Genomic DNA, 25076 nt, shown 5'->3' on the forward strand with positions numbered 1-25076 from the left:
GGTAGAGGCGGCAGGAGTGTGTGTGGGGAGTGGTTTGCGCGCGGGCCAGCACGGCCCTGCGCAGGCGTCACCTCATAAAAAGCGGGCGACGACACTTTTATAGGAACGGGACACTTTCAATTCGCCGCCGCTTTTCAGGGTCAGGAAGCATTCGCCATTGGAATGGGGGCGTACTTCCGAGACGCGCTCCAGATTAACGATGGTGGAGCGGTGGATGCGCTGGAAAATCGCCGGGTCGAGGCGCTTTTCCATGGTCTTCATGGTTTCCCGCAGGATGTGGGTGTCCTCGCCCACATGAATGCACATATAGTCGCCCGCCGCGTCTATATAATCCACGTCCGCCACGTCCACGATGGTGATGCGCCCCCGGTCCTTGATCCTGATTTGCGGGTCATAGCTTTTGCCCCGTGGCACCGGCGCGCTTTCCAGCATGGCGGTGAGCGCGCTGGCGGGGGCGTCCCCCATCTCGTCCAGCAGGGTGACCAGCCGCGCCGTCTGCTCCACCGCCATGCGCTGGGCCAGATGGTCCCGCGCGCGGGCCACCGCATCGGCCAGGCGGTCCTCGTCAACGGGTTTCAGCAAATAGTCCAGCGCGTGGGCCTCGAACGCATCCAGCGCATATTGATCATAGGCGGTGACGAAGATCACCATGGGCATGGCCGTTTCCCCCACAAGGGCACGCAGCACGGCAAAGCCATCAAAGCCCGGCATCTGGATATCCAGAAAGATCAGGTCGGGCTTTTCCTCCCGAATCCGGCGCACCGCATCCCGGCCATTGGAACAGGTACCCACCACATCCAGATCGTCAAAAGCGGCCAGCCGCCGGGACAGCCCCCGCAGCGCCAGCGGCTCGTCATCCACCAGAAGCGCACGAATCATGTGGCTTTCCCCTGATCCTTTTCAAAGGGCAGATCCAGGGTCACACACAGCCCCCCTGTCTGCCGGTTGGCAATGGTCATGGCCTGATCCGCCCCGTACAGTTCCTCCATGCGGGTGCGGGTATTGGCCAACCCCACACCCGAACCGGAACGGGACACCGGCGCGTCCGGGTTGGTCATGCCCGGCCCGTCATCGCACACCGCAAGCCTGAGGCGCGGCCCCCGGCGCTCGGCGCGAATGGTCAGGGTTCCCCCCTCAATGCTGGGGGCAAGGGCGTATTTGATGGCATTCTCGATCAGGGGCTGAAGGATCAGGCTGGGGATCAGCGCATCCCGTGCCCGTTCATCAATGTCATAAACAATCTTCAGCCGGTCTTCAAACCGCACCTTCTCGATGTCCAGATACAGGCCCAGCGCATAGAGTTCCTGCTCCAGGCTGATCTTGTGGCTGGCCTGATTGACCAGCGTATAGCGCAGGAAGCTGGACAGCTTGGCGATCATGCGATTCGCCTCGCTCGACGCGCCCTCCAGAACCAAAGTGGAGATGGCATTGAGCGTGTTGAACAGGAAATGCGGGTTGAGCTGATAGCGCAGCATGGACAGTTGCGCCTGATGCGCCATGGCGGTGGCCTTCAGCAACTGCTTCTGCTGGCGCTGGTAACCGCGATAATAATGATAGCCGAAATAAATCGATGACCAGGCGAACAGGGCCGTGGCCTCGAACATGGCATTGCCGAAGCGCTCCAGCCCCCGCGCGGGTTCGAACTCGTCGATCAGGCGCGGCGCCATGGCCACTTCCACACTGGAAAACAACAGGCCCAATGACCCGCTGACCAGCAGCACCAGCGGCAGCACCGCCAGCATGGGCCGGTCCCTGAGCGGGCGGTAGAGATAGCGCATCAGCGTGGACAGCAGAAAGCCGAACACCATGGCGAACAGCACCAGCGGATAATAGTCCAGCGGATGCCAGCCCACCGTCATGGCGTGGAACATGCGCACCAGCGCATAACCGGACCAGCCGATCGCCTGCAAGGTCCAGAAGGTACGGTCCCGATTGGAAAACAACCCCGCCATCATGCCCCTTCCGGGCCGGGAATCCCGATCCGGCCCCGTGCCCCGAGACTGCCCGCGCCGCGGGCGAAAGCCAAGGCCATTGTCATATTCCGCCTGCTCCCGAAGCGCATCGGCCTTCAGGCCCATCGGCGGGTCGGCTGGGGATTGCGGCATCGGGGGGCGTCTCCCGGTTGCGCCCGCCGGGGGCGATCCGTGGCGGGGGTATCAGTGATGGGGCGGTCGGCCCGCGCCCCACGGTTCACGGGGCGCCGGGCCGGCTCTTTTTCCTCGCACCGTGACACGGGCTGCCGGGCCGGTCACCTGAACGGCGGCGCCCTGTTGATCCGGGCGCTTGACCGCCCGCTCTTGATGACAAGAAAACGCACCGCCTTGCCACAATGATGCGACAGGCAGTGCGCCAAAGACGATCAACGGACGGCGCGAATGGCCGATCCACCGGTCGCCCTCTCTAGTCTTTTGACGGCTTTTGCTTTTTCTTCAGGATTTCAAAGTCACCAATTGCGCAGCTTCCCCATGCCTGGCCGAAATTGTCCATGACGGTGATCAATTCCCCCCGGCAAAGCTGCGAAGATGGCGTGTCATAAGCGAACCGGTCTTCGGACGCGAGCCGCGGGCACTTGTTCAGAAGTCGATTGACATAGGCGGTCTTGCCCAGCCCCTTGAAAAATAACGTCTCGTCATCGATGGCGTCGCTGTTGCCAAGGCGGCGCACATTGACACACCGGGTGGTCTCGCCGGTGAAGGTGTACCGCTCCTTCAGTCGGGCCATACGCTCGGCAGCCCGCCTTTCCATGCGGCTGACGGCCTTGTTCTTGTCTTCACCGGCTTGTTCCCCGTCTTCTTGTGCCGATGTCTCCTGGGACTGCTCCCCGGCCTGACCGGCGCCGGACCCGGCGATCGCGGCAGATGTCAGCATCACAACGGCGACCAGCGCCACCCCGCTCAGGGGGCGTACCAATCCCGCCACACTCTTAAGCATCGTCGCGTCTGTCATAAGACCAGCCTCCTGTTGTCCGCCAATGGCACGAATCCCACCTTGCCGCACATATGCAATTTTCTTGTGTGAGCGTAAACACAGCCACGTGAACGGGATGTGAATAGGGCGTCAGAGCTGATCGAGGCGCCTCAGGCGGTCATCACATATGGCGTTCAGAGCCCGTTCCAGATCCAGCAGCACTCCCTGCTCCCGCACGGTGGGCGGGGTATCGCGCTTTTGCAGGCGCTCCCCGTCAAAGGCCAGCCCATGCACCCGCGCCAACTGCATCAGATAGCCCACATAGGCTTCCGCCCGGCTGCGGACGATCCAGGCCAGGGCCCCTGGCCGCACGCCCTCGTCTGCGGCGGCCGCCTCGAAGCGGTCGAACAGCAAGGGCAGCAACTGTTCCCCGATATGCCGCATTCCGGCGCAGAACGATTCAAGCGGCGGCAGGTCCTCATGGGCGGGCGCGGGGTTCGGCTGCTGACAACTGGCCACGTCTTCCAGCGCGCTGACCATTTCATGAAGCTGACCATCCACGGCGCGGGACAGGGCATCCGCCGCCTTCTGTTCCCGCGGCGACAGGCTGAACCGCCCGTCACCGCCGTGCCGGTCCAGGCTGGCGGCCAGGAAGTCGATCAACTGAGCCGGTGTTTGCTGCGCGCTGTTCATGGTGCGTGTATAATCGCTCTGATGCCCGGTGCCAAACCACCTTTTCTTGACTGTGCATTTCCATCGGCGCCGCAACGGGCATTTGGGCACTCAATGCGGGGCCGATGGCACCCCACTGACCGATGCACTCTCATCCGGCGCCATGGCCTACCCGTATCAGGACCAAGACAAACCAGCGACACCCTGCCCCAAAGGCAAAGAAGGAGTTCACCCGCCATGACCCTCACCCTCTGGCTTGAAGCATTCGCCCCTGTAGCCGCGCTGATGGGCGTTCTGTGGCTGCTGTCCATCGTGCTTGGCCGGGTCAGTTTCATCGACGCGGCCTGGGCGCCCGGCTTCGCGCTGCTGGGCTGGTCCGGCTGGCTGGCGGCGGGGCGGCCCACCGCCCTCGCCATATGGCTGGCGCTGGGGCTTGTCAGCCTCTGGGCGCTCCGGCTGGGCGGGCACCTGCTGCGGCGCCATCTGACAGAAGGGGAAGACCGCCGTTACACACTGATCCTGAAAAACCGGCAGGGCCTTTCCCGACACCTGTATACGCTCACTGTCATATTTGCGCTTCAGGCCCTGTTGATCGGACTGATCGGTCTGCCGTTGCTCAGTGTGGTCGCGGCGCCCGATCCCGCAACCCCCCTGGTGGCGGGCGGCGCGCTGCTGGCCCTGACCGGCATCGCTCTGGAAGCGCTGGCGGATCACCAGTTGACCAGTTTCAAAGCCGATTCGGACAATCAGGGGCGCGTGCTGGATAGCGGGCTCTGGGCCTGGACCCGTCACCCCAATTATTTCGGGGATGCCTGCCTGTGGTGGGGGCTGTGGTTGATCGGTCATGATCCGGTCGCGCTGGCGGCCCCGGTGATCATGACGGTTCTGTTGATGAAATGGTCCGGCGTTCCCATGCTGGAAAAGGGACTTCGCAAGCGTCGGCCCGGTTATGAGGACTATATGGCACGCGTTCCCGCCTTTTTCCCCCGCCCGCCCCGGCGCCCCTGACCCGCTTACGGGCGCGCCATTCCGCATACCGGAACCACACACCGGAAAAGGAATAATTTTATTCAAACCTTGAGGGAGCGGGGGCACATACTCTAGCGCAGGAAGGGTAATGACATCACCACAGGATGATCCATGATTGTGATATCGCCGGAAATGGACGTGCCAGCCGCCCTGCGGGAGGCCTGGACGGCTCTGCCCCGCACGAGACACCCCCTGGTACCCGCCCATAGCGACCTGAAGCTCACCGCCCTGCGGGCCGTCATGCCCTATATCCTGCTATTCCAGCATCGGGGCGATGGCAATGTGGCGGCGCACATGGTCGGGGCTCACATCAAGGATATACTGGGCCTGGATCAGGACACCCCGATCACGGGGGATTATCACCCCGTCAGCTTTGAAGGAATTGCGCAACAGCGCCATCTGGTACGCCGGATGCTGGAAACCCCGTGCGGGCTGAACACCACCCGGCGCCTTCGCCATGACACGGCGCTGGCCGGTCATATCCTGCTGGACATGCACATCCTGCCGCTGGCTGATCGGAATGGAGACGTAACCCGCGGCGTGGCGGCAATGGATTTCCGCGACTCCGCCGGAAACCGACATCCATGGGTGCCGGTTGACCCCAGGAAGCTGGACCCGGAACTGGCCGATCACCGCTTTATCGATATCGGCGGGGGCCTGCCGGCGGAGCGGATCGACCCCTGAACGGCGCCCATGCGGGGCAAGCTCCGCAAAGCCCACGCGCAAGCCATGAAAAAAGCCCCGCGGCGTACCGCGAGGCTCTTCGTGCGTCAGGCGACGCATGACACGGGGGCAATGCCGCCTCAGTCCATGGCTTTGACGATGCCTTCCACCATTTTCTTGGCGTCGCCAAGCAGCATCATGGTGTTGTCCCGATAGAACAGTTCGTTGCTGACCCCGGCATAACCGCTGCCGAGCGAGCGCTTGACGAACAGTACGGTCTTGGCCTTTTCCACATCCAGAACCGGCATACCATAGATCGGGCTTTGCGGGTCGGTCTTGGCGGCCGGATTGGTCACATCATTGGCGCCGATCACAAAGGCCACATCAGCCTGGCTGAAGGCGTTGTTGATGTCTTCCAGCTCGAAGATCTCGTCATAAGGCACATTGGCCTCCGCCAGCAGCACATTCATGTGCCCCGGCATCCGACCCGCCACGGGGTGGATGGCATAAGACACCTCCACGCCCTGCTTTTTCAGTTCGTCGGCCATTTCCTTCAGGCTGTGCTGGGCCTGCGCCACGGCCATACCATAGCCGGGCACGATGATGACCCGGTTGGCGTTGGCCATGATGAAGCTGGCATCTTCCGCCGAGCCCTGCTTGACCGGACGGTCTTCCCCGCCCCCGGCGGCGGCGGTCGGATCGTCACCGCCAAAGCCGCCCAGAATCACCGACAGGAAGGGCCGGTTCATGCCCTTGCACATGATATAGCTCAGGATCGCCCCGCTGGAACCCACCAGCGCCCCGGTCACGATCAGCGCCGTATTGGCCAGCGTGAAGCCGATGCCCGCCGCCGCCCAGCCGGAATAGCTGTTCAACATGGACACCACCACCGGCATGTCCGCCCCGCCGATCGGAATGATCAGCAGGAAGCCGATGATGAAACTGAGCGCCACCAGCACCCAGAATTCCATGCCGCCGCCGATCAGGGCCATGTCGGCTGAAAAGGCGGCGATCAGGGCGATGATGGCCAACCCCATCAGGCCGTTGATCCAGTGCCGGGCGGGCAGCATGATCGGCGTACCGGACATCAGCCCCTGAAGCTTGAGAAAGGCGATGATGGAACCGGAAAAGGTGATTGCCCCGATGGCAGCCCCCAGCGACATTTCCACCTTGGACGCGACGGTAATACCGCCATCCGCACCCACAATGCCAAAGGCGCCGGGATTGAGGAAAGCCGCCGATGCCACCAGCACGGCCGCCAGCCCCACCAGGGAGTGAAACGCCGCCACCAGTTGCGGCATGGCGGTCATGGCAATGCGGCGGGCGATCACATAGCCCACAATGCCACCCACGGCCACGGCGCCGATAATCCAGTCATAGGATACGATGCCGGGATTGAGCACGGTGGTCACCACCGCGATGGTCATGCCCAGAATACCGGCGATATTACCCCGGCGGCTGGTTTCCGGGCTGGACAGCCCCCTGAGCGCCAGAATGAACAGAACAGCGGAAACCAGATAGGCGACCGCCGTGATGTCGGTTTGAAATTGGCTCACACTGGCCCCCTATTTCTTTTTCCGGTACATGGACAACATACGCGCGGTCACGGCAAATCCGCCAAAGATGTTGACGGATGCCAGCGCCACGGCCAGCGCACCAAGAAGGCGGGACCAGCCCACCCCTTCGCCCGTGGCGATCAAAGCGCCGACAATGATCACGCTGGAAATGGCGTTGGTCACGCTCATCAAGGGGGTATGCAGGGCTGGCGTCACGGACCAGACCACATAATAGCCGATGAAAATGGCCAGCACGAAAACCGTGATCTGCTGGATAAACGGGTTTGCGATGATTTCGGTCATGATGGTTCTCCCTTAACCGGCATCTTTCAGGCGCTCGTGCACAATGGCACCGTCCCGGCAGACCAGGCTGTCCTGAATGATCTGGTCCTCCATATCCGGGTCGAACCGGCCCTCCTTGATGTGGGGGGACAGGAAGTGCATCAGGTTGCGCGCCAGAAACTGGGAAGCATCCGCCGCCACCAGGCTGGGCACATTGCGGTGACCCACAATGGTCACACCGCCATGCTCCACCACTTCGCCCGGCTTGCTGGCGGACACATTGCCACCGGTCTCCACCGCCAGGTCCACGATCACGCTGCCCGGTTTCATGGTTTCGATCATGGCGTCGCTCACCAGTTCCGGCGCGGGCCTGCCCGGAATCTGGGCGGTGGTGATCACCAGGTCCATCTTGGCGATGGTCTCTTCAATGAGCGCGGCCTGCTTCTTCTTATACGCATCGCTCATTTCCCTGGCATAACCGCCTTCGGTCTCGGCGGCTTCGGTCTCTTCATCCTCCACCATGACGAATTTGCCGCCCAGGCTTTCCACCTGTTCCTTGGCCGCCGGGCGCACATCGGTGGCATGCACCACCGCGCCCAGACGCTTGGCGGTGGCGATGGCCTGAAGCCCCGCCACACCGGCGCCCATCACCAGCACCTTGGCCGGTGGAATCGTGCCCGCCGCCGTCATCATCATGGGCATGGCCCGCCCGAAGGTATGGGCCGCATCCAACACCGCGCGATACCCCGCCAGATTGGCCTGGCTGGACAGCACGTCCATGGACTGGGCGCGGGTGATCCTGGGCACGAATTCCATGGAAAAGGCGGTGATTCCCGCCTTCGCCAACGCTTCAAGCCGATCCCGCTCGCCGAACGGATTGAGCAGCGCCAGATGAAACGCGCCGGATTTCACCGCACCCGCATCCGCGCTTTCCAGCCCCTGAACGGACAGGATGATATCCGCCTCGCCAAGGCCCTTTGCCCGATCCGTCACCAGCGTCGCGCCCGCCGCCTCATACGCCTTGTCGGGAATCGCGGCAGCCACCCCGGCGCCGGACTCCACCGTCACTTCAAGCCCGGCATCGATGAACTTGCGCGCGGTTTCCGCCGACAGGGCGACGCGCCTTTCATCCTGCCGCTGCTCCTTGACCGCAAACAGCTTCATTCTTGGCTCCTCCCAATATTGAACCGCCCCTCCGGCGGGTTCCCTGATGGTAGAGACTCACTGGCGCCTGACAACCACAAACCCCCACCGCCCATTCCGCAAGCCGGAATTTACACCCTTAAATGGCAACACAATTTTGTGATAAATGTTTTGGTTGTCATGTCGTGGCCACCAGCTTCTTACTTTATCGGTTGAGTTCTGATGCGATCCGATCCGCATTGGTTGTGTTTTGTTTCGAGGTGTAAAGAGGTTCACAATGGCGATCATCACAGGCACGGCAAATGGCGACACCCTGACCGGCGGCGGCGATACCGATGATATTCAGGGCCTGGGCGGTAATGACAGCCTGATCGGTGGTGGTCGCAACGACACGCTGGGCGGGGGAGACGGCAATGACACCCTCGCGGGCGGCGGCGGCAACGACAACCTTTTCGGCGGCGCGGGCGACGACCTGTTTCTGACCGGTCCCGGCGACGGTCTGGATAAAATCATCGGCGGCGCTGGCGACGACACCCTTGCCGCCACGGCGGACAACACGGCCATCGGCCTGCGCGGCCTGACGGCGGGCGATGTGGAAATCATCAGCGCGGGCGGCCACAGCGGCGTGACGGTCAGCGGGCGGGACAGCGCCAGCTTCGGCCTGCATGACGACATCGACCTTTCGGGCACCGCACTTCAGGGCATTGACCGCATCGAACTGCACGGCGGCAATGACACGCTGATCGCCACGGCGGGCGACGATGTGATCGCTGGCGGCAGCGGCAATGACGTGCTTCAGGGCCGCGGCGGCAATGACCGCTTCGAAGTGGGGCTGGATTCGGGCACTGACCGCTTCATCGGCGGCAATGGCGACGACACGGTGACCGCCACGGCGGACGGCGTGACCATCGCCCTGAACGGCTTTGAAGCCGGGGCGGTGGAAACCATCACCGGCGGCGGCTTCGACGGGGTCACCCTAGCGGGCCGCGACAGCGCCAGTTTCGGTCGCCACGACAATATTGACCTGAGCCAGACCAATGTTACCGGCATTGACCGCATCGAACTGCGCGGCGGCAATGACACGCTGGTCGCCACGGCGGGCGACGATGTGGTGCTCGGCGGGGACGGCATCGACGTGCTGAACGGGGGTGCCGGAAATGACAGCCTGAACGGCGGCGCCAGCTATGACACCGTGCGCGGCGGCGCCGGCAATGACAGCCTTTTCGGCGGCGACAAGAAAGACACGCTGGAAGGCGGCGCGGGCAGCGACCTTTTGAACGGCGGCAATGGCGACGACCTGATTCGCGCCGGACTGGGCGAGGATACGGTCATCGGCGGTGCGGGTAATGACCGCGTGGTTCTGGAAGCCGACAGCGACTCCCTGTCCTTTTTCGACAATCAGGACGGCACCATCACCATTGTGGACGGCGACGGCAACCGCACCACGCTTACCGGCGATGTGGAGCAGGTCTCCACCAATGACGGCACGCTTTCCATTGACGACCTGCCCACCCAGTTCGCCGGCAATGAAAATCCGCTGGGCGCCGCCTTTGACGCCAATGGCGACGACAGCAGCGTGGCGGAAGATGCCGCCCCCGGAACCCCGGTGGGCATTCGCGTGGCCGCCGAGGATGCGGACGCGATTGACGAGGTCAGCTTCGAACTGGCGGATGATGCGGGTGGTGCCTTTGCCATCGACTCCCAAACCGGCGTCGTCACCGTGGCCGACAACAGCCTGCTGGATGCGGAAAGCGCCAGCTATGCCACGATCACGGCGCGCGCGGTGTCCACCGATGGCACCAGTTCCGAATTCAACGCCCAGATCTTCCTGCGGGACGTGAACGAAGCGGATCTCACGCCGATCACCGATGCGGACCCTTTGGATGAAACCGTCTCTGAATCCGCCGCCAGCGGGACGGCAGTGGGCTTCGACGCCACCAGCACGGACCCGGACGTGACCGATACGGTGACCTTCAGCCTGGCGGACGATGCGGGCGGCGCCTTTGCCATCGATGCTCAAACCGGCGTCGTCACGGTGGCCGACAGCAGCAGGCTGGATTTCGAGACCAGCCCCCAGACAAGCCTGACGGTGGTGGCCACCTCCTCGGACGGGTCCACCGAACAAACCACCGTGGCAGTCACCGTGACCGACGCCAATGAGACCCCCGTGGGGCCGGTATCGGACGCCAACACCGATGAAAACCGCGTGAGCGAAGGCGCCGCACAGGGCGCCGTGGTGGGCCTGACCGCCAGGGCCATGGACGGCGACGGCACCGATGAGGTGCGCTTCAGCCTGCTGGACGATGCGGGCGGCGCCTTTGCCATCGATGCCCAGACCGGCGTTGTCACGGTGCTGGACGGTTCCTTGCTGGACGCGGAAACCAGCACCACGGCAAGCGTGACCATCGCCGCCAATTCGGATGATGGCAGCACCAGCAGCGAAACCTTCCTGATCGCGGTGGATGACGTGGACGAGGTGGACATTTCCGCCGTCACCGACGGGAACGACGCCGCCAACAGCGTGCGCGAGGATGCCACAGCCGGGACATCCACGGGGATCACGGCCACCGCCACCGACCCGGATGTGACAGATGCCGTGCGCTTCCGCCTGAGCGACGACGCCGGGGGCCGGTTCACCATTGATGCGGAAAGCGGCGCGGTGAGCGTGGCGGACGGCGCGTCCCTGGACTTTGAAGGTGCCCAGAGCCACAGCATCACCGTCATGGCCAATTCGGACGATGGCAGCGCCAGCAGCGAAACCTTCACCATTCTTGTGACGGATGCCAATGAAGCGGCTATTTCCGCCATCACGGACGGCGACCCAGCCGCCGAGAATGTCAGCGAAGCCGCCGAGAATGGCACGCTGGTGGGGTTCGACGCCAATGCCACTGACGCCGACGGCACGGACTCTGTGAGCTTCAGCCTGACGGACAACGCGGGCGGCGCCTTTGCCATCGATGCCCAGACCGGCGTTATCACCGTGGCCGACAGCAGCCTGCTGGATGCCGAAACATCCAGCAGCGAAAGCCTGACCGTCCTGGCCACCTCCGACGATGGCTCCACCAGCAGCCGCACGGTGAGCGTGGCCGTGACCGATGCCAATGAACACAGCGTCAGCGCCCTTCTGGACGCCAATTCGGATGCCGATACGGTGCTGGATGTGGCCGGTCAAGACACCCCGGTGGGCATCAGGCTTTCCGCCGACGACCCGGACCTGACGGACAGCGTGACCTTCAGCCTGGTGGACGATGCGGGCGGGCGCTTCAAGGTGGACCCGGACAGCGGCCGGATCACCGTCGCCGACGACACCCTTCTGAACGCCGACACCGGCCCGGTGGATCACACGATCACGGCCCGCGCCACATCCACCGACGGCTCCACATCCGACCAGCAGTTCACCATCACCATAACCCCCGACAATCAATATTCCGTGGGTGATGTCTCCGTGACACGGGAAACCCCCACCATGCTGGAATCCATCGGCGGTAATGCGGATACGGGCATCACCTTTTCCGCCACTGATCTGGACCCTAAAGATACTGTCACATTCGCACTGAGCACCGACAGCGATGATCGTTTCACCATAGACCCGGATACCGGCCGCGTCTTCACCGTCGCTGGCGCCGATTTCGATGCGGAAACGGAAGGGACCCTTCCCATCGATGTTATCGCCACGTCTTCGGATGGTTCCCAGAGCAGCACGGGCATTGGCGTGACGCTCGGCGATGACACCACCGAATTCGCTGTGGAAGGGCTGCAAGACCGGAACAATGATAGAAGCCGTATATTCGAAGGCGCGACGAGCAACTCGGAAGTCGGCCTGACGGTAACCGCCGAAGACAGGGATATCACCGACACTGTAACATTTTCCCTAACCGACGACGCGAATGGCGCCTTCAAGATCGACTCCGCGACCGGTGAAATCCGCGTTCTTGATGGCGGGCAACTGGATGCGGAAGTGTCACAAAGCGCCAACCTCACCGTGCGCGCCACGTCCACTGATGGCAGCTTTCAGGACAAGACCTTCACCGTCACAGTTCTGGACCGGGACGAATTCGACCTGGAGCGCATCGTAGACGCCAATGACGACATCAATACGGTGCGCGAAGATGCGGTCGCGGGCACGCTCACCGGGGTCACTGCTTTCGCTGACGATAAGGATGTAACGGATACGGCCACCTATTCGCTGGACCCAAACCAGAACAACAGCGGCGCCTTTGACGTGAACCCGGAAACCGGCCAAATCTTTGTAACGGACCCCAGCAAGCTGGATGCGGAAAGCGCTGCCAGTCAACAGGTGTTCGTTCGCGCCGAAACCGACAGCGGTGATCGGAGTCGGTCTTTCACCATACAGGTGACGGACATCAATGAATCCGACATTGGCGGCCTTTCCGACAGCAATAATGACGATGACGCTGTATTGGAAAATCCGTCATCAAACGGCGCGCTGGTCGGCATTACCGCCACAGCCACCGACCCGGACCTGACCGACGGAGTCACCTATTCGCTGGATGATGACGCCGACGAGGCTTTTGAAATCGATCGCTATACCGGCGTGGTCAGCGTTCGGAACAAAGAACGCCTGGATGCCGAGTTCGAGGCTGAGGAAACCATCATAGTGCGCGCCACGTCCACTGATGGTTCCAGCACCACGCGCGCCTTCACCATCGACATCAAGGATGTGGAGGAGCACAAGCCGGTAATCGAATCCGGGGATACCAACCTCCTACCCAACCGCGTGTCGGAGAACGCCGACCCAGGCCAAAGCGCCGGCATTGACCTGTCTGCTTCAGACAAGGATGTCAGCGATACCATCACCACATTCCGCATTGTGGACCAAAATGTCGCTGGCGCATTTGAGGTGGATTCTCAAGGCCGTATTTCCGTCGCCGACCCGACCAAGCTGGATGCGGAAACCGACGCATTGCATCATATCGACCTGGTTGCCGTGGCCTCGGACGGTACGGAGTCAGCGGTTCAACGTGTCACCGTTGAAGTGCTGGATTACAACGAAGCCCCGGTCGGTACGGTCACGGACGAAGACAATGCCCCCAACAGGGTGAACGAAGGCGCGGCCACGGGCACAACGACGGGTATCAACGCCAACGCCAAAGACCCGGACCTGACCGATAATGTCAGATTCTCTCTTGCGAATGATGCGGGGGGCGCTTTCAGCATCGACCCGGTGGGTGGTGATGTTTATGTCCGAGATGGTGATCTCCTGGACGCGGAAACAAGTGGTACGGCCTCCATCACCGTACGCGCCACGTCAGATGACGGGTCCATCTCCGATGCTGATTTCACCATCGACATCGGTGATGTGAATGAAGAGGGTGTAAGCGCTGTAACAGACGGTGACGGCGCCGCGAACCGCGTTAAGGAAAACGCGGCATCCGGCACCACAGTGGGCATCAACGCGAATGCCCAGGACGGCGATATCACCGACACTGTAACATTTTCTCTGACGAATAATGCCGGGGGTGCCTTCACCATTGATCCCGATACCGGTGTCGTTGCCGTGGCCGATCCCGGCAAACTGGATGCGGAACTTGCCACGACACACACTATCACGGCGCGCGCCACGTCCACTGATGGCTCCATATCTGACTCTGACTTCACCATTACAGTCTCAGACGACACCGGAGAATTCGGCCCCACCACGCCCACGCTTACCGGCGGCAGCCCCATGGTGAGAGAAGATGCCACCGCGAACGCCAATGTGCTGACAGTGACAAGCACCGACGCGGACACATCCGACAGCATTGTCGACTATCGCATCTCCAGCCAGGAACATGCGGGCGCCTTCAAAATCAACGAAAACGGACAAGTTCGCGTGGACGACCCCGGCCTGCTCGACGCCGAGGGCGACATGGTTCACAATGTAACAATACAAGCCTTCTCCAGCGATGGCACTTGGTCCGATGGCAAGACCATTGGCATCACCATCAAGGACGTGGAAGAGTTTGCCCCTGAGCGCCCCTGGGATACGGATGGTACCGTGAACCATGTCCTGGAAAGCGCCACAAACGGCACCTTCGTTGAACTGGATGCATCCTCCCGCGACAAGGACAAATCCGACAGTATTGTCGATTTCCGCATTGTCAGTCAGGAACACGATGGCGCCTTCACGATCGACAGCAACGGCCGCGTGACGGTGGCCGATAGAACCAGGCTGGATGCGGAAAGCGATCAGCACCACAGCATCGCCGTGCAGGCCCGGTCCAGCGATGGCCAGTGGTCCGCGTCCCAGAACTTCACCATTCGCATTGACGACGACACCGGCGAATTCGGCCCCACCACGCCCACCATTACCGGTGGCAGCCCCATGCTGAAGGAAAATGCGGGCACGGGCGACAATGTCCTGAGCGTAACCAGCAACGACCCGGACATCTCGGACAGCATCGTCGGCTTCCGCATCTCCAGCCAGGAACATGCGGGCGCCTTCACCATCACCAATGGCGGCCAACTGAAAGTGGGTGACGCCAGCAAGCTGGATGCAGAAGGCGACCAGCACCACAGCGTCAACATCCAGGCCAAATCCAGCAACGGCACATGGTCGGACGATCTGGCGCTGACGATCGCCGTCAAGGACGTGGAGGAATTTTCGCCCTCTCGCCCCACGGACAGCAACCCCGCTGCCAATTCCATCATTGAAAGCGCGGCCAATGGCAGCACGGTGGGCGTGGTTGCCAAATCCGGGGACGCCGATGTATCGGACAGCGTCACAGGCTTCGAGATCGTGTCCCAGGAACATGCGGGCGCCTTCCGCATCGACAGCGACGGCACGCTGCGGGTGAATGACAGCAGCAAGCTGGACGCCGAGAGCGATCAACATCACGATGTCACCGTCAAGGCGATCGCCGGCGACGGAACCCGCTCGGCTGGCAAGACCTTCACGATCCATGTCGCGGACGACACGAGCGAGCACGGCATCTCCGATTTCCGGGACATTCACACGGATTCCCCAAACCAGGTAAAGGACACAAAGCCCGCCGAAACCGATACCGGCCTGATCGTGCGCGCCAGCGACATGGACCGGTCGGACGACGTGACCCTGACCATGGTGGACGATGCGGGTGGGGCGTTTGAATTCGCCGAACCCTATCGCGGGGGTCTGCGCGTCAAGGTGAAAGACACCGCCGCGCTGGATGTGAGCCAGAACACCACCTTCACCATTACGGTGAAGGCCACATCCACCGATGGTTCAAGCGAGACCAAGGATTTCGACATCCTGGTTTTCAATGACAACACCCCGCCGGTGATGACCGAGCCCTTCAATGGAGGGGACGGCGCGGCTACCCGGGATCTGGTAGCGGGCCAGCAGGTGTTCGACATGAATGCGACGGACGACGACCTTGACCCGCTGACCTTCGCCATTTCGGGCGACCCCAACAATTATCTGAATGTGAACGCCAATACGGGTGTCATCACCTGGACCCAAAACGCAGTCGATACACTGCAAGACGGGGACTCGGTCACCTTCACCGGCATCGTCCGCGATGACGACGGCGGGAAAGATGAAAAAACCTACACAGTGACCGCGAATGTGCCCACCAGCCCGCCGACGATGGAGAATGAGCAAAGGGAAGTGGCCCTTCAGGCCCCCGGCACCGTTTTCTTTAACACGTCCACAATCATAATGGACGCCGACGCCTTCGATCCGGACAACCCGGAGGGCCAGCAACAGGATGGCTTTAGCTTTGAGATTACCGACATCCTGCGGGAGCCGTTCAATTTCGCCAATGTTCTTTTCGAAATTGATGACCACGGCGCAATCCGGCCACGAAACGCCTTTGCTGAAAACAAGAGCGGCTTTCTGATATTCAACGTCAAGGCCACAGACGATGACGGGGAAAGCACCACCGCCCTGATGAGCTACACCTTGCATATTCCGGGGTCCTTCCTTCCCCCCGTCATCTTCGATCTGGACGGGGACGGCACCATGCTGACCCCCACCAGCGACCCCACCGTGCGTTTCGATACGGACGGGGACGGAGACCTGGAACTGACAAGTTGGGTGGATGCCGGGGATGGCCTGCTGGCGCTGGACCGGAACGGCAATGGCACCATCGACAACGGAACGGAAATCTCCTTCGTGCAGGATCTGGAGGGGGCGACCACCGATCTGGAAGGGCTCGCCGCCTTTGACAGCGACGGAGACGGCAAACTCACCGCCAATGACGACCGGTTCGACGACTTCACCCTCTGGCAGGATGTGAACAGCGACGGCATCAGCCAGGCGGATGAACTCCGCACGTTGACGGAAGCGGGCATGACGGAAATCGACCTGACCCCCACGCCCACCGGCCTGGACCCGGACAGCCAATACGGTCTGATCAACACCAGTACGGCGACGGTGGACGGAGAAACCGTCACCCTTGGCGATGCCAGGCTGGCGGTCAGCAATTCCCGCTCCGTCACCGCCGTGGACCTGGACCATGACGGCGCCATCGCCGATGGCGGAACGGTCGCCTTCGACATCAGCGGCAATGGTGAAACGGAAACCGGCAATGCCTGGATCGGCGGATCGGACGGGATTCTTGTTTTCGACCTGAACCGCAATGGCACGGTGGATGATGGCGGGGAACTGGGGGCGTTGGCCTCCGGCGGTCTGATGGCAAACGCCCTGGACACCAATGGCGACGGGCAGGTCACATTTGAGGACGACTTCGCCGACATGCTCAAGATCTGGGCGGACACGAACGGCGACGGCATCAGCCAGTCCGGCGAGCTGCTGAGCCTGGCGGACGCGGGCTATAATGCCCTTCTCATCGCCGATGACGGCAGCCTGATCCTGCAAGCGCAGGACAACACCGATCACGGCGATCAGACCCTGCAAACCCACCAGCTCGGCTATTACGACTTCTAGCCTCGGCGGGCCACACGGCCGGGCCTGAGGGCCCGGCCGGTTGATGGATTCAATTGCAACCAAAAAGTGACATATGCACGTGCACAGGATAAAAGGCTCCAGGCGGTATGCCAGAAAACGTGCCAGAAAACGAACCAGAAAACGCGACTGTGGGAGAGTGTAATGAGTGATGCCAACGGCGACGGCAACACGGATATGGACTATCCGGAACGCTTCGATGTGGCCCGCCGGGTGGCGGAAGAACTGCTGGGGGACTGGCAACCGGGCGAGGAGCCCTTCACCGTCCCCGTGGGGGATTTCGCCGGCGTCACCCTGCCCTTCAACGACCCGCTGCTGCCCCTGATGGGCAGCATTGTGGGCGTGCAGATGACAAAGGCAGCCATTGCCGCCGCCAGTTTCATCAATAACCTGACGGATGACGTGCCGGGCACCCCGCCCCCCCCCTTCTATCCCGTCCCCGAAGGCGCCCCGGCCATCACCGGCGGCGCCCATATCAATCTGATCCCCGTCTGGGACGAGTTCACCGGCAAGGGGGTCAATATCAAATCCGTGGAAGGTCTGGATTACCGCCACCCGGACCTGCAAGAAAACTTCACCCGGATTGCCACCGTTTCGGATGCACGGGACCGGGGCGGCGCCGCGGGCGCGGGCGATCATGGCACAAGTGTCGCCAGCCTGATCGCGGCGGAAGGCAATAACGGCATCGGCATGGTGGGTGTGGCGCCGGATGCCAGCTTCTTTGGCATCAGCACGGTGATTGATGATTTCGGCCCCTTTGATGTGATTCAATCCAGCCTCAGCGGCCCTGACATCCCCTCAATGCAAACGCCCCGCTTCAATCAGCCCGATATGTTTGCCAGGCGCATCCGCGCGGCGGAAACCGGGCGCGACGACCTGGGCGCCATATGGGTCAATTCAGCGGGAAACGGCGGCAATCTTCAGACATCGCTGATGACCGAACCGATCTTCAACCAGTTCGAGATTCTCCCCGTGGCCTGGGCGGGGGAAACGGGCGACATCGACGGCGCCAGCAATTTCGGCACACAAATTCATGTCTCCGCCGTGGTCAGCGGCCTGATCAACACCGCCCTCCCGAGCCTGCGCCCCATTGACCGGGAGACCTTTGACGGCTTTTGGGACATGCCCCGCATTCTTGGCTTCGACGTGGATGCGCTGGGCCTCGCGGGCTCCGGCACGAGCGCCTTTACCGGCACATCCGCCGCGGCGCCGCTGGTCTCCGGCGGGGTGGCCCTGATGCTGGAAGCGGCGGAGACCAATCAGTTCGGGGTGGACCTGGGCTGGCGGGACGTGCAGGAAATCCTCGCCATTTCCGCCCGCCATGCCGGCCCCGGCCTGACGGAGGATGTCTCCGGCCATCGCCGCCTCCACCCGTGGGAGATCAACGGCGCCGCACAGGTGAACGGCCAGGGCCTGCATTTCAGCAAGGATCACGGCTTCGGCCTGCTGGATATCCACGGCGCCGTGCGCCTGGCGCAGACCTGGCACCAGACCCGCACCAGCCACAATCTGATCGAAAGCCGCAGCGCCGTGCTGGCGAACGACGATGTCCACACCGTGGATTACGGCGCCCCCCTCACCTTTGAAGTGGAGGTGGGCGACAATCTGGAACTGGATGTGGTCACGCTGAAGACCAATTTCGCCCATGAACAGTTCGGCGATTTCCGCATCACCATCACCTCCCCCGACGGTACGGTCAGCCGGGTCATGGATACGGTGGGGACGTTCTCGGAACCCCAGATCCAGGCCCAGAAAGCCGATGGCACCGTAACGGATTACCTGACCCCGCAGGAAGAACTGGAAGACAATGCGGCTTCCTCCAACCGCTCGCTGGATCACCCAAGCTTCTCCGGCAGCCGGGAGGGGTGGCCCATGCTGTCCCGCGCCTTCTGGGGGGAGGATAGCGCGGGCACCTGGACCATCACCGTGGAGGACGTGATCGACAACGGCAAATCGGGGTCGGTCTCCGGCATGGAACTGATCTTCGAAGGGGACGCCGCCAGCAATGACGATGTGTATTTTTTCACCGACGACTGGGCCAATATGAACGAGGCCGCGGGCGCGGTGCCGGTCATTGACGACACCACCGGCACGGACAGCCTGAACATGGCCGCCATCAGCGGCGACATCGCCCTGGACCTGACCGCCGGGGCGTCGGTGATGGCCGGCCATTACGGCAATGACGCCACCGGGCAGGTGTTCACCCTGGACGGCACGCGCTTTGCCACCGCCACCACGGGGGACGGCCACGATACCGTGACCGGCACCGACGCGGGCGATCATATTTTCACCCGCGAGGGACGGGACAGCCTGCACGGCGGCGCGGGCGATGACACGCTGGACAGCGGAGTGGACCGGGATCAGATCTGGGCCGGCCCCGGTCATGATCGGGTCATGGCGGGCGCTGGCGCCGACCGGGTGTTCACCGGCAGGGGCGCGGACACCGTCCATGGCGGCGACAGCTTCGACCTGATCTTTGGCGGGCCGGGGCGGGACAGACTGTTCGGCGAACGGGGCATAGACCGGCTGGAAGGCGGCCCCGGCGCCGACACACTGGATGGCGGCAATGCGCGTGATTTCGCGCTCTATACCCGATCCGACGCCGGGGTGCGGGTGGATCTGGCCACCGGTGCCGTCAGCGGCGGTCACGGCGATGGCGACGTGCTGCGCTCCATTGAAGGGGTGATCGGTTCAATGCACGATGACAGCATCAGCGGCACCGGGTTGAGCAATGATCTGCGCGGGTTCGGCGGTGATGACCGCCTTTTTGGCCTTGGCGGCCATGATACGCTCACCGGTGGCGGCGGGGCCGACACGCTGGTCGGCGGCTCGGGCGACAATATCCTGACGGGAGACGCCCCGCTGGCCCGCCCCGGCGCGGACCTGTTCCTGTTCGCGGCGGACGACACCGGCGCCACCACCATCACCGACTTCAATGCGGATATGGACCGGCTCGACCTCTCGGCCTTCGACCTGGACCGGGCCGCCCTGCGGGATCTGGCCCGCACTGTGGGCGACGAGGCGGGCGACAGCCTGGAACTGGCGCTCACGGACGGTCTCACCCTGACCCTGTCGGGCCAATCGACCGCCCTGCTGGACAGCGATGCCATCCTGATCTGACAGGAAAGCCGGGCCACGGAGCCCGGCTTTCCTTTTACCGATCGATCATTCGGGCCATGCCAAGCGCCAACGTGTGGCGCCGGATCAGCCTTCGCCCTCACCACCCGATGCGGCGGGGCGGTCACCGCCCTCAAGGGCGTGAAGATAAACGTCCAGCAGGGCTTCCTCCTCCTGCCGCTCGGCCTGATCCTTTTTCCTGAGCGCCACCACCTTGCGCATGATCTTGGTGTCGAACCCTACGGCCTTGGCCTGTTTATAGACCTCTTTCATGTCTTCCGCGATACCGCGTTTTTCTTCTTCCAGCCGTTCGATCCGCTCGATGAAAGACCGCAACTGATCGCCGGCAACACCGCCTGCCTGTACCATGTTTTGAAATTCCCATATGTCCAAATTCCGTCCCGGTCACGCACCGGGGACGGGCACCCTATCCGCGCGCCCGCCGCGCATCAAGCACGGACGGGCAAGCCCGGCCCGAATATGCGCAAGGGGGCCGGAACCACCGCCATCAACCCCGGTCGCGGGCCGCGCGCAGGGCCTTGTTCCGGGACACGCTTTCATCCATCGCCCTGATCTGCGCTTCGCTCGCCGGGGTCTGATGGCGGGCCTTCCAGTCCTCATAGGCCATGCCATACACATGGGCGCGGGCCTCACCCTTGTCCATCGACACGCCCTCGGCCTCCGCCGCATCGCGCAGCCAGTCCGACAGGCAGTTGCGGCAAAATCCCGCCAGTCCCATCAGGTCCACATTCTGCACATCGCTGCGCAGCGCCAGATGATCCAGAAGCGTGCGAAAGGCCCGCGCCTCGATCCTGTCCCGCTGCGCCACGTCCAGATTGTTCGGGTCCGTCATGTCATCTGTCCTTCCTCCGCCCGGTAGCACACATCCGGGCGATTCATGCATTCATCCAGTATGTCCGCCAACAGCCGGGCCCATTGCTCCACCCGATCCGGCGTGTTCACCAGATCATTGCGCACTTCGACGGTGGTCTGGGGCAGACCGTGATCGGCGCCATGCGCCTGCATGGAATGATAGAGCGCCCGGCCCGAATAGGGCTCGTTGTCGCCCACTCTCAGGTCCGTCTCCCGCTCGATCAGGCCGATCATGGCCTGGGCCAGCCGCCGGTCCCGGTTCCACAGAAAGCCGATATGCCAGGGGCGCACCTTGTCGTTCATGACCGGGGTGAAGCTGTGCATCCCCACCACCAGCGGCACGCGCCCCTCCCGAAGGTGGCTGGCGACCAGATCCGCCGCCGCATCGTGAAAAGGATCGTACCAGGCCGCCTTGCGCGCCGCGATGGCCGCCCCGTCCAGCCCTTGATTGGCGGGAATCATCACCCCGTCCGATCGGTCGGGCACCAGAGTGGGATGGTCCGGTTCGCGGTTGCAATCAATCACCAGCCGGGACACCGGCGCCAGCACGGCGGGCACATCCATCAGGGCGCTGAGCCGCCGGGTGATCGCCGCCGCGCCGATGTCCCACGCGATATGGCGGCCCATGTCCCGTGCGGCCAGCCCCAGCGGTTTCCCGTCCCGGTACAGTGCCTCAGGCACCCGATTGGTGGCATGATCGCACAAAATGATCACGCCGCCCCGGCCATGCTTGTTCAAAATTTCAACTTGATGCGACTCTGTGCCCATGAGATACCCTTAGGAAATCGACTGGCCGGCCCGCGCCCGGACCCTGATGCCCTGAAGGTGCCAGCCTGATGGTGCCAGTCTAATACGTCAGGCCCTTGCGGCAAGGGGGGGAGCCCCCACGATCCGACATCATGGCCGCAGTCCAGTGCTTTTTGCAAAGGATTGCAGCGCCGGGGAGGCTGACAGAGATCTTGTAAAGGACGCCCGCGGGGCCGCCACCCATGCGCCCCGCCCGCCAAGGAGAGAGTGACCCGTGCCCAATCGCACCATTATCCGCCGCGAACGCAAGACCCGGATCGTTGCCACGCTCGGCCCGGCCAGCAGCAGCCGCGAACAGATCCGCACCCTGTTTCTGACCGGCGTGGACGTGTTCCGCCTGAACATGAGCCATGGCGACCACAAGGACAAGCAGGCGCTGGTGGATACCATCCGCGACGTGGAAGCGGAACTGGGCCGCCCCATTGCCATCCTGGCCGACCTTCAGGGGCCGAAGCTCAGGATCGGCACCTTTGCGGACGGGCCGGTCACGCTGGAAGAGGGCGCCAGCTTCCAACTGGACCTGGAAGACACACCCGGCGACGCCACCCGCGCGCCCCTGCCCCACAAGGAAATCTTCGACGCGCTGGACAAGGGCACGCACATCCTGCTGGATGACGGCAAGATCAAGCTTCGGGTGGACAAGGTGCAGGCGGGCAAGGCCAATTGCACGGTGATGGTGGGCGGCCCGCTATCCGACCGCAAGGGCGTGAACGTGCCCAATGCCGTGCTGCCGCTGGCGGCGCTGACGGAAAAGGACCGGCGGGACCTGTCCTTCGCGCTGAAAGTGGGCGCGGACTGGATCGCGCTTTCCTTCGTACAGCGCAGCGACGACGTGGCCGAGGCCAAGAAACTGGTGGCCGGAAAGGCCGCCGTGATGGCCAAGATCGAAAAACCCGCCGCGGTGGACAGCCTTGAGGAAATCATCGAACTGGCGGACGGCGTGATGGTGGCCCGCGGCGACCTGGGCGTGGAAGAACCGCTGGAAAAAGTGCCCGGCATCCAGAAGCGGATCATTCGTCTGGCCCGCGAGGAAGGCAAGCCCGTGGTGGTGGCCACCCAGATGCTGGAAAGCATGATCACCGCCCCCGTTCCCACCCGCGCCGAAGTGTCGGATGTGGCCACCGCCGTGATGGACGGCGCGGATGCCGTGATGCTGTCCGCCGAATCCGCCGTCGGCAGCTATTCCCGCGAGGCAGTGGAAGTGATGGACAGGGTCGCCCGTCAGATTGAAGGCGAACCCGGCTATTACGAACAGGTGGACATTCAAAGCGCCAGCCCGAACCCCACGGCGGAAGACGCCATCACCCAGGCGGCCCGGCAGGTATCCGGCACGGTGGGGGCGCGCGCCATCGTCACCTTCACATCCAGCGGCGCCACGGCCCTGCGCGCCGCGCGGGAGCGCCCGGCGGCGCCGATTCTGGTCCTCACCCCAAGCAACAAGGTGGCCCGCCGCATGGCGGTGGTGTGGGGCTGTCACACGGTGAAAACGCGGGATGTGTCCACCTTTGAGGAAATGGTGGGCAAGTCCCGGCGCATGGCGCTTCGCCAGGGCCTTGCCAAGGGCGGGCAGCGCATCGTGGTTACCGCCGGGGTTCCCTTCGGCACGCCCGGCGCCACCAATGTGCTGCATATCGCCTGGATCAGCGGCAAGGAACTGAAAGGCTATGAAGACGGCGAATAAACCGCCGAACGGCGCCCCACGGCGGCGTCGCGTCAACGGCGCCCCCAGTCCCACAGTGACGGCGCGTCAGCGACCCCGTTGCGTCAGCGGCGCGGGGCGGGCAGGCCGTGGGCTTCCAGCGCCCTGTGCAGCCCGTCCGGGCTTTCGAACAGATGTGCCCGAAAGCCCAGCGCCTCGGCGGCGGCTATATTGTCCGCCCGGTCATCCACAAACAATGTGTGCTCCGGCGTAAGCCGGAAACGTGTCACGGCGCGGTGATAAATGGCGGGGTCCGGTTTCACCAGCCCTTCCTCGCCAGAGACCACGACCCCGTCGAACAATCGGGCAAAGGCGAATGACTGCCGGAATGGCGGCCACTTCTCGGCGGAAAAATTGGTCAGGGCATAGCTGGGCACGCCAGCCGCTTTCAGCGACTCCAGTGCCGCCACGCTGCCGGGGATCGGGCCGCGAATGGTCTCGTCCCAGCGGCTGTCAAAGGCGCGGATCAGATCGCCATGATCGGGATAGGCGCGCACCCGCTCGGCAATGGACTCGGCAAAGGGCCTGCCCGCATCATGGGCGGTGTGCCAGTCCAGCGTGACCACCTCGGACAGAAACCAGTCCAACTCGGCGGGGTCATCGATCAGCTTTTCATAAAGAAAACGCGGCGACCAGTGCACGAACACATTGCCGATATCGAACAGAACCGCCTGAACCATGATGCCTCCAACGGCAAAAACCGCGCATTAACCCCATGCGCGGTTTTAAACATATTCAAAGCCACCCGGAAAGGCCGATGTGCAAGCCTGGCCCCGGAACCGGCGCTTCATGCTCCGGCCCGGCAAGCCGCCTTAAGTCAGCCCTGAATAGGCTCAGCCCTGGCGTGCCTTAAAGCGTTTCTGGGTCTTGTTGATCACGTAAATGCGCCCCTTGCGGCGAATCACGCGGCAATCGCGGTGGCGATTTTTCAGGGACTTGAGAGAATTCCGCACTTTCATCTGTCTATCCTGCACTCTTGATGGTGTTGCCGCGCGCCGGGCGCGCCATGATCACACCGGCAGCGATCGCCCCGGCAATGGGCGCGGAACCTACTCAGCCGATCCCGCCCTGTCAAGATATGTCTCACGCGCCGGGTCAAACCCAGACGGCACAGGCTCCCGCCGCCGCGCCCGGTCTCGACAATCCACCTGCACATGTGTATTTATTGACACAAACACTTGCGAACATACACTGGAATATGTATAAATATACACAAATTAGGGGCGCGCCGATGAGTAAAAAGATGCAGCGGATGTCCAGCCGGGACATCATCCGGCGGCTGCTAAGGGAAGGATGGGAACCAGTCCGGGAGTCGGGCGATCACCACACTTTCAAACACAGCCAAAGGCAGCAGATCATCACCGTGCCACACCCCAAAAAAGACCTGCCCATCGGCACGCAGCGGGACATTCAAAAAAAAGCGGGATGGCTCTGATCGACC

Annotated in this window: 18 protein-coding genes; 6 read left to right on the forward strand and 12 right to left on the reverse strand. The window is 62.9% G+C overall.

Translation table 11 applies throughout. The features are described 5' to 3' along the window. Positions 1 to 72 precede the first annotated feature (72 nt). The 4 genes from WGH93_RS06630 to WGH93_RS06645 all read right to left on the reverse strand — a co-directional run bounded on the left by WGH93_RS06630 (position 73) and on the right by WGH93_RS06645 (position 3600). A complete protein-coding gene (locus WGH93_RS06630; protein WP_374764080.1) occupies positions 73 to 879 on the reverse strand; it encodes a LytR/AlgR family response regulator transcription factor in 807 nt (268 codons plus the stop codon). Continuing rightward, positions 876 to 2105, reverse strand: a complete 1230-nt coding sequence (locus WGH93_RS06635) for a sensor histidine kinase (protein WP_374764081.1) — start codon at positions 2103 to 2105, stop codon at positions 876 to 878. Before WGH93_RS06635 ends, WGH93_RS06630 begins: the two co-directional genes overlap by 4 nt. A 295-nt stretch (positions 2106 to 2400) precedes the next feature. After that, positions 2401 to 2997, reverse strand: a complete 597-nt coding sequence (locus WGH93_RS06640) for a hypothetical protein (RefSeq protein ID WP_374764082.1) — start codon at positions 2995 to 2997, stop codon at positions 2401 to 2403. Positions 2998 to 3057: 60 nt separating this feature from the next. After that, positions 3058 to 3600, reverse strand: a complete 543-nt coding sequence (locus tag WGH93_RS06645) for a hypothetical protein (RefSeq protein ID WP_374764083.1) — start codon at positions 3598 to 3600, stop codon at positions 3058 to 3060. 216 nt (positions 3601 to 3816) lie between these two features. Between WGH93_RS06645 and WGH93_RS06650 the strand changes: the two genes are divergently transcribed. Both WGH93_RS06650 and WGH93_RS06655 read left to right on the forward strand, forming a co-directional pair. Next, on the forward strand, positions 3817 to 4587 hold the full coding sequence (locus WGH93_RS06650; RefSeq protein WP_374764084.1) for a DUF1295 domain-containing protein: 771 nt from the start codon (positions 3817 to 3819) through the stop codon (positions 4585 to 4587). A 132-nt stretch (positions 4588 to 4719) separates the two neighbouring features. Further along, entirely contained in the window at positions 4720 to 5292 is a 573-nt protein-coding gene (locus tag WGH93_RS06655; protein ID WP_374764085.1) for a PAS domain-containing protein, read from the forward strand. A 119-nt stretch (positions 5293 to 5411) separates the two neighbouring features. Here WGH93_RS06655 and WGH93_RS06660 read toward each other — a convergent pair whose 3' ends face one another. Genes WGH93_RS06660 through WGH93_RS06670 form a run of 3 tightly spaced genes read right to left on the reverse strand, consistent with a single transcriptional unit; the run spans position 5412 to position 8273 of the window. Further along, complete coding sequence (locus WGH93_RS06660; RefSeq protein ID WP_374764086.1) at positions 5412 to 6827, reverse strand: NAD(P)(+) transhydrogenase (Re/Si-specific) subunit beta; 1416 nt, start codon at positions 6825 to 6827, stop codon at positions 5412 to 5414. 9 nt (positions 6828 to 6836) lie between these two features. Next, positions 6837 to 7130, reverse strand: coding sequence for a proton-translocating transhydrogenase family protein (locus WGH93_RS06665; RefSeq protein ID WP_374764087.1), 294 nt, complete (start codon positions 7128 to 7130; stop codon positions 6837 to 6839). Between the two features lie 12 nt (positions 7131 to 7142). After that, positions 7143 to 8273 carry a Re/Si-specific NAD(P)(+) transhydrogenase subunit alpha gene (locus tag WGH93_RS06670; protein ID WP_374764088.1) on the reverse strand — a complete coding sequence of 377 codons (1131 nt, stop codon included), beginning with the start codon at positions 8271 to 8273 and terminating at the stop codon, positions 7143 to 7145. Between the two features lie 256 nt (positions 8274 to 8529). Here WGH93_RS06670 and WGH93_RS06675 point away from each other — a divergent pair, with 256 nt between their 5' ends. After that, a complete protein-coding gene (locus tag WGH93_RS06675; protein ID WP_374764089.1) occupies positions 8530 to 17121 on the forward strand; it encodes a cadherin domain-containing protein in 8592 nt (2863 codons plus the stop codon). A gap of 162 nt (positions 17122 to 17283) precedes the next feature. Next, positions 17284 to 20259 (forward strand): S8 family serine peptidase, encoded by a 2976-nt coding sequence (locus WGH93_RS06680; protein WP_374764090.1) that lies wholly within the window; start codon positions 17284 to 17286, stop codon positions 20257 to 20259. A gap of 84 nt (positions 20260 to 20343) precedes the next feature. On the opposite strand, the gene WGH93_RS06685 is transcribed toward WGH93_RS06680, so the two are convergent. From WGH93_RS06685 to WGH93_RS06695, 3 genes are all read right to left on the reverse strand, one after another. Then, the gene (locus WGH93_RS06685; protein WP_374764091.1) at positions 20344 to 20625 is read right to left on the reverse strand and encodes a DUF2312 domain-containing protein; all 282 of its coding nucleotides are present in this window, start codon (positions 20623 to 20625) and stop codon (positions 20344 to 20346) included. A 139-nt stretch (positions 20626 to 20764) separates the two neighbouring features. Then, positions 20765 to 21109 (reverse strand): DUF1244 domain-containing protein, encoded by a 345-nt coding sequence (locus tag WGH93_RS06690; protein WP_374764092.1) that lies wholly within the window; start codon positions 21107 to 21109, stop codon positions 20765 to 20767. After that, the gene (locus WGH93_RS06695) at positions 21106 to 21897 is read right to left on the reverse strand and encodes an N-formylglutamate amidohydrolase (protein WP_374764093.1); all 792 of its coding nucleotides are present in this window, start codon (positions 21895 to 21897) and stop codon (positions 21106 to 21108) included. The genes WGH93_RS06690 and WGH93_RS06695 overlap by 4 nt, the downstream gene beginning before the upstream one ends. A 253-nt stretch (positions 21898 to 22150) precedes the next feature. Between WGH93_RS06695 and pyk the strand changes: the two genes are divergently transcribed. Beyond that, positions 22151 to 23617: a pyruvate kinase gene (gene pyk, locus WGH93_RS06700; protein WP_374764094.1), complete on the forward strand. Its 1467-nt coding sequence runs from the start codon at positions 22151 to 22153 to the stop codon at positions 23615 to 23617. Between the two features lie 83 nt (positions 23618 to 23700). Here pyk and WGH93_RS06705 read toward each other — a convergent pair whose 3' ends face one another. Together WGH93_RS06705 and ykgO are read right to left on the reverse strand one after the other, a co-directional pair. After that, positions 23701 to 24315, reverse strand: a complete 615-nt coding sequence (locus WGH93_RS06705) for an HAD family hydrolase (RefSeq protein ID WP_374764095.1) — start codon at positions 24313 to 24315, stop codon at positions 23701 to 23703. 153 nt (positions 24316 to 24468) lie between these two features. Continuing rightward, complete coding sequence (gene ykgO / locus WGH93_RS06710) at positions 24469 to 24594, reverse strand: type B 50S ribosomal protein L36 (RefSeq protein WP_374764096.1); 126 nt, start codon at positions 24592 to 24594, stop codon at positions 24469 to 24471. 47 nt (positions 24595 to 24641) lie between these two features. Between ykgO and WGH93_RS06715 the strand changes: the two genes are divergently transcribed. Continuing rightward, the gene (locus WGH93_RS06715; RefSeq protein ID WP_374764097.1) at positions 24642 to 25070 is read left to right on the forward strand and encodes a type II toxin-antitoxin system HicA family toxin; all 429 of its coding nucleotides are present in this window, start codon (positions 24642 to 24644) and stop codon (positions 25068 to 25070) included. The last annotated feature ends 6 nt before the right edge of the window (positions 25071 to 25076 follow it).

Source organism: Yunchengibacter salinarum, assembly GCF_037658235.1.
GTDB lineage: Bacteria > Pseudomonadota > Alphaproteobacteria > Sphingomonadales > Kordiimonadaceae > Yunchengibacter > Yunchengibacter salinarum.

Coding starts and splice junctions, on each gene's coding strand:
- WGH93_RS06675 (WP_374764089.1), top strand. CDS start 8,530: ATGGCGATCATCACAGGCACGGCAAATGGCGACACCCTGACCGGCGGC.
- WGH93_RS06665 (WP_374764087.1), bottom strand. CDS start 7,130: ATGACCGAAATCATCGCAAACCCGTTTATCCAGCAGATCACGGTTTTC.
- WGH93_RS06705 (WP_374764095.1), bottom strand. CDS start 24,315: ATGGTTCAGGCGGTTCTGTTCGATATCGGCAATGTGTTCGTGCACTGG.
- WGH93_RS06680 (WP_374764090.1), top strand. CDS start 17,284: ATGAGTGATGCCAACGGCGACGGCAACACGGATATGGACTATCCGGAA.
- WGH93_RS06645 (WP_374764083.1), bottom strand. CDS start 3,600: ATGAACAGCGCGCAGCAAACACCGGCTCAGTTGATCGACTTCCTGGCC.
- WGH93_RS06655 (WP_374764085.1), top strand. CDS start 4,720: ATGATTGTGATATCGCCGGAAATGGACGTGCCAGCCGCCCTGCGGGAG.
- WGH93_RS06635 (WP_374764081.1), bottom strand. CDS start 2,105: ATGCCGCAATCCCCAGCCGACCCGCCGATGGGCCTGAAGGCCGATGCG.
- WGH93_RS06670 (WP_374764088.1), bottom strand. CDS start 8,273: ATGAAGCTGTTTGCGGTCAAGGAGCAGCGGCAGGATGAAAGGCGCGTC.
- ykgO (WP_374764096.1), bottom strand. CDS start 24,594: ATGAAAGTGCGGAATTCTCTCAAGTCCCTGAAAAATCGCCACCGCGAT.
- WGH93_RS06650 (WP_374764084.1), top strand. CDS start 3,817: ATGACCCTCACCCTCTGGCTTGAAGCATTCGCCCCTGTAGCCGCGCTG.
- WGH93_RS06715 (WP_374764097.1), top strand. CDS start 24,642: ATGATCACACCGGCAGCGATCGCCCCGGCAATGGGCGCGGAACCTACT.
- WGH93_RS06690 (WP_374764092.1), bottom strand. CDS start 21,109: ATGACGGACCCGAACAATCTGGACGTGGCGCAGCGGGACAGGATCGAG.
- WGH93_RS06685 (WP_374764091.1), bottom strand. CDS start 20,625: ATGGTACAGGCAGGCGGTGTTGCCGGCGATCAGTTGCGGTCTTTCATC.
- WGH93_RS06695 (WP_374764093.1), bottom strand. CDS start 21,897: ATGGGCACAGAGTCGCATCAAGTTGAAATTTTGAACAAGCATGGCCGG.
- WGH93_RS06630 (WP_374764080.1), bottom strand. CDS start 879: ATGATTCGTGCGCTTCTGGTGGATGACGAGCCGCTGGCGCTGCGGGGG.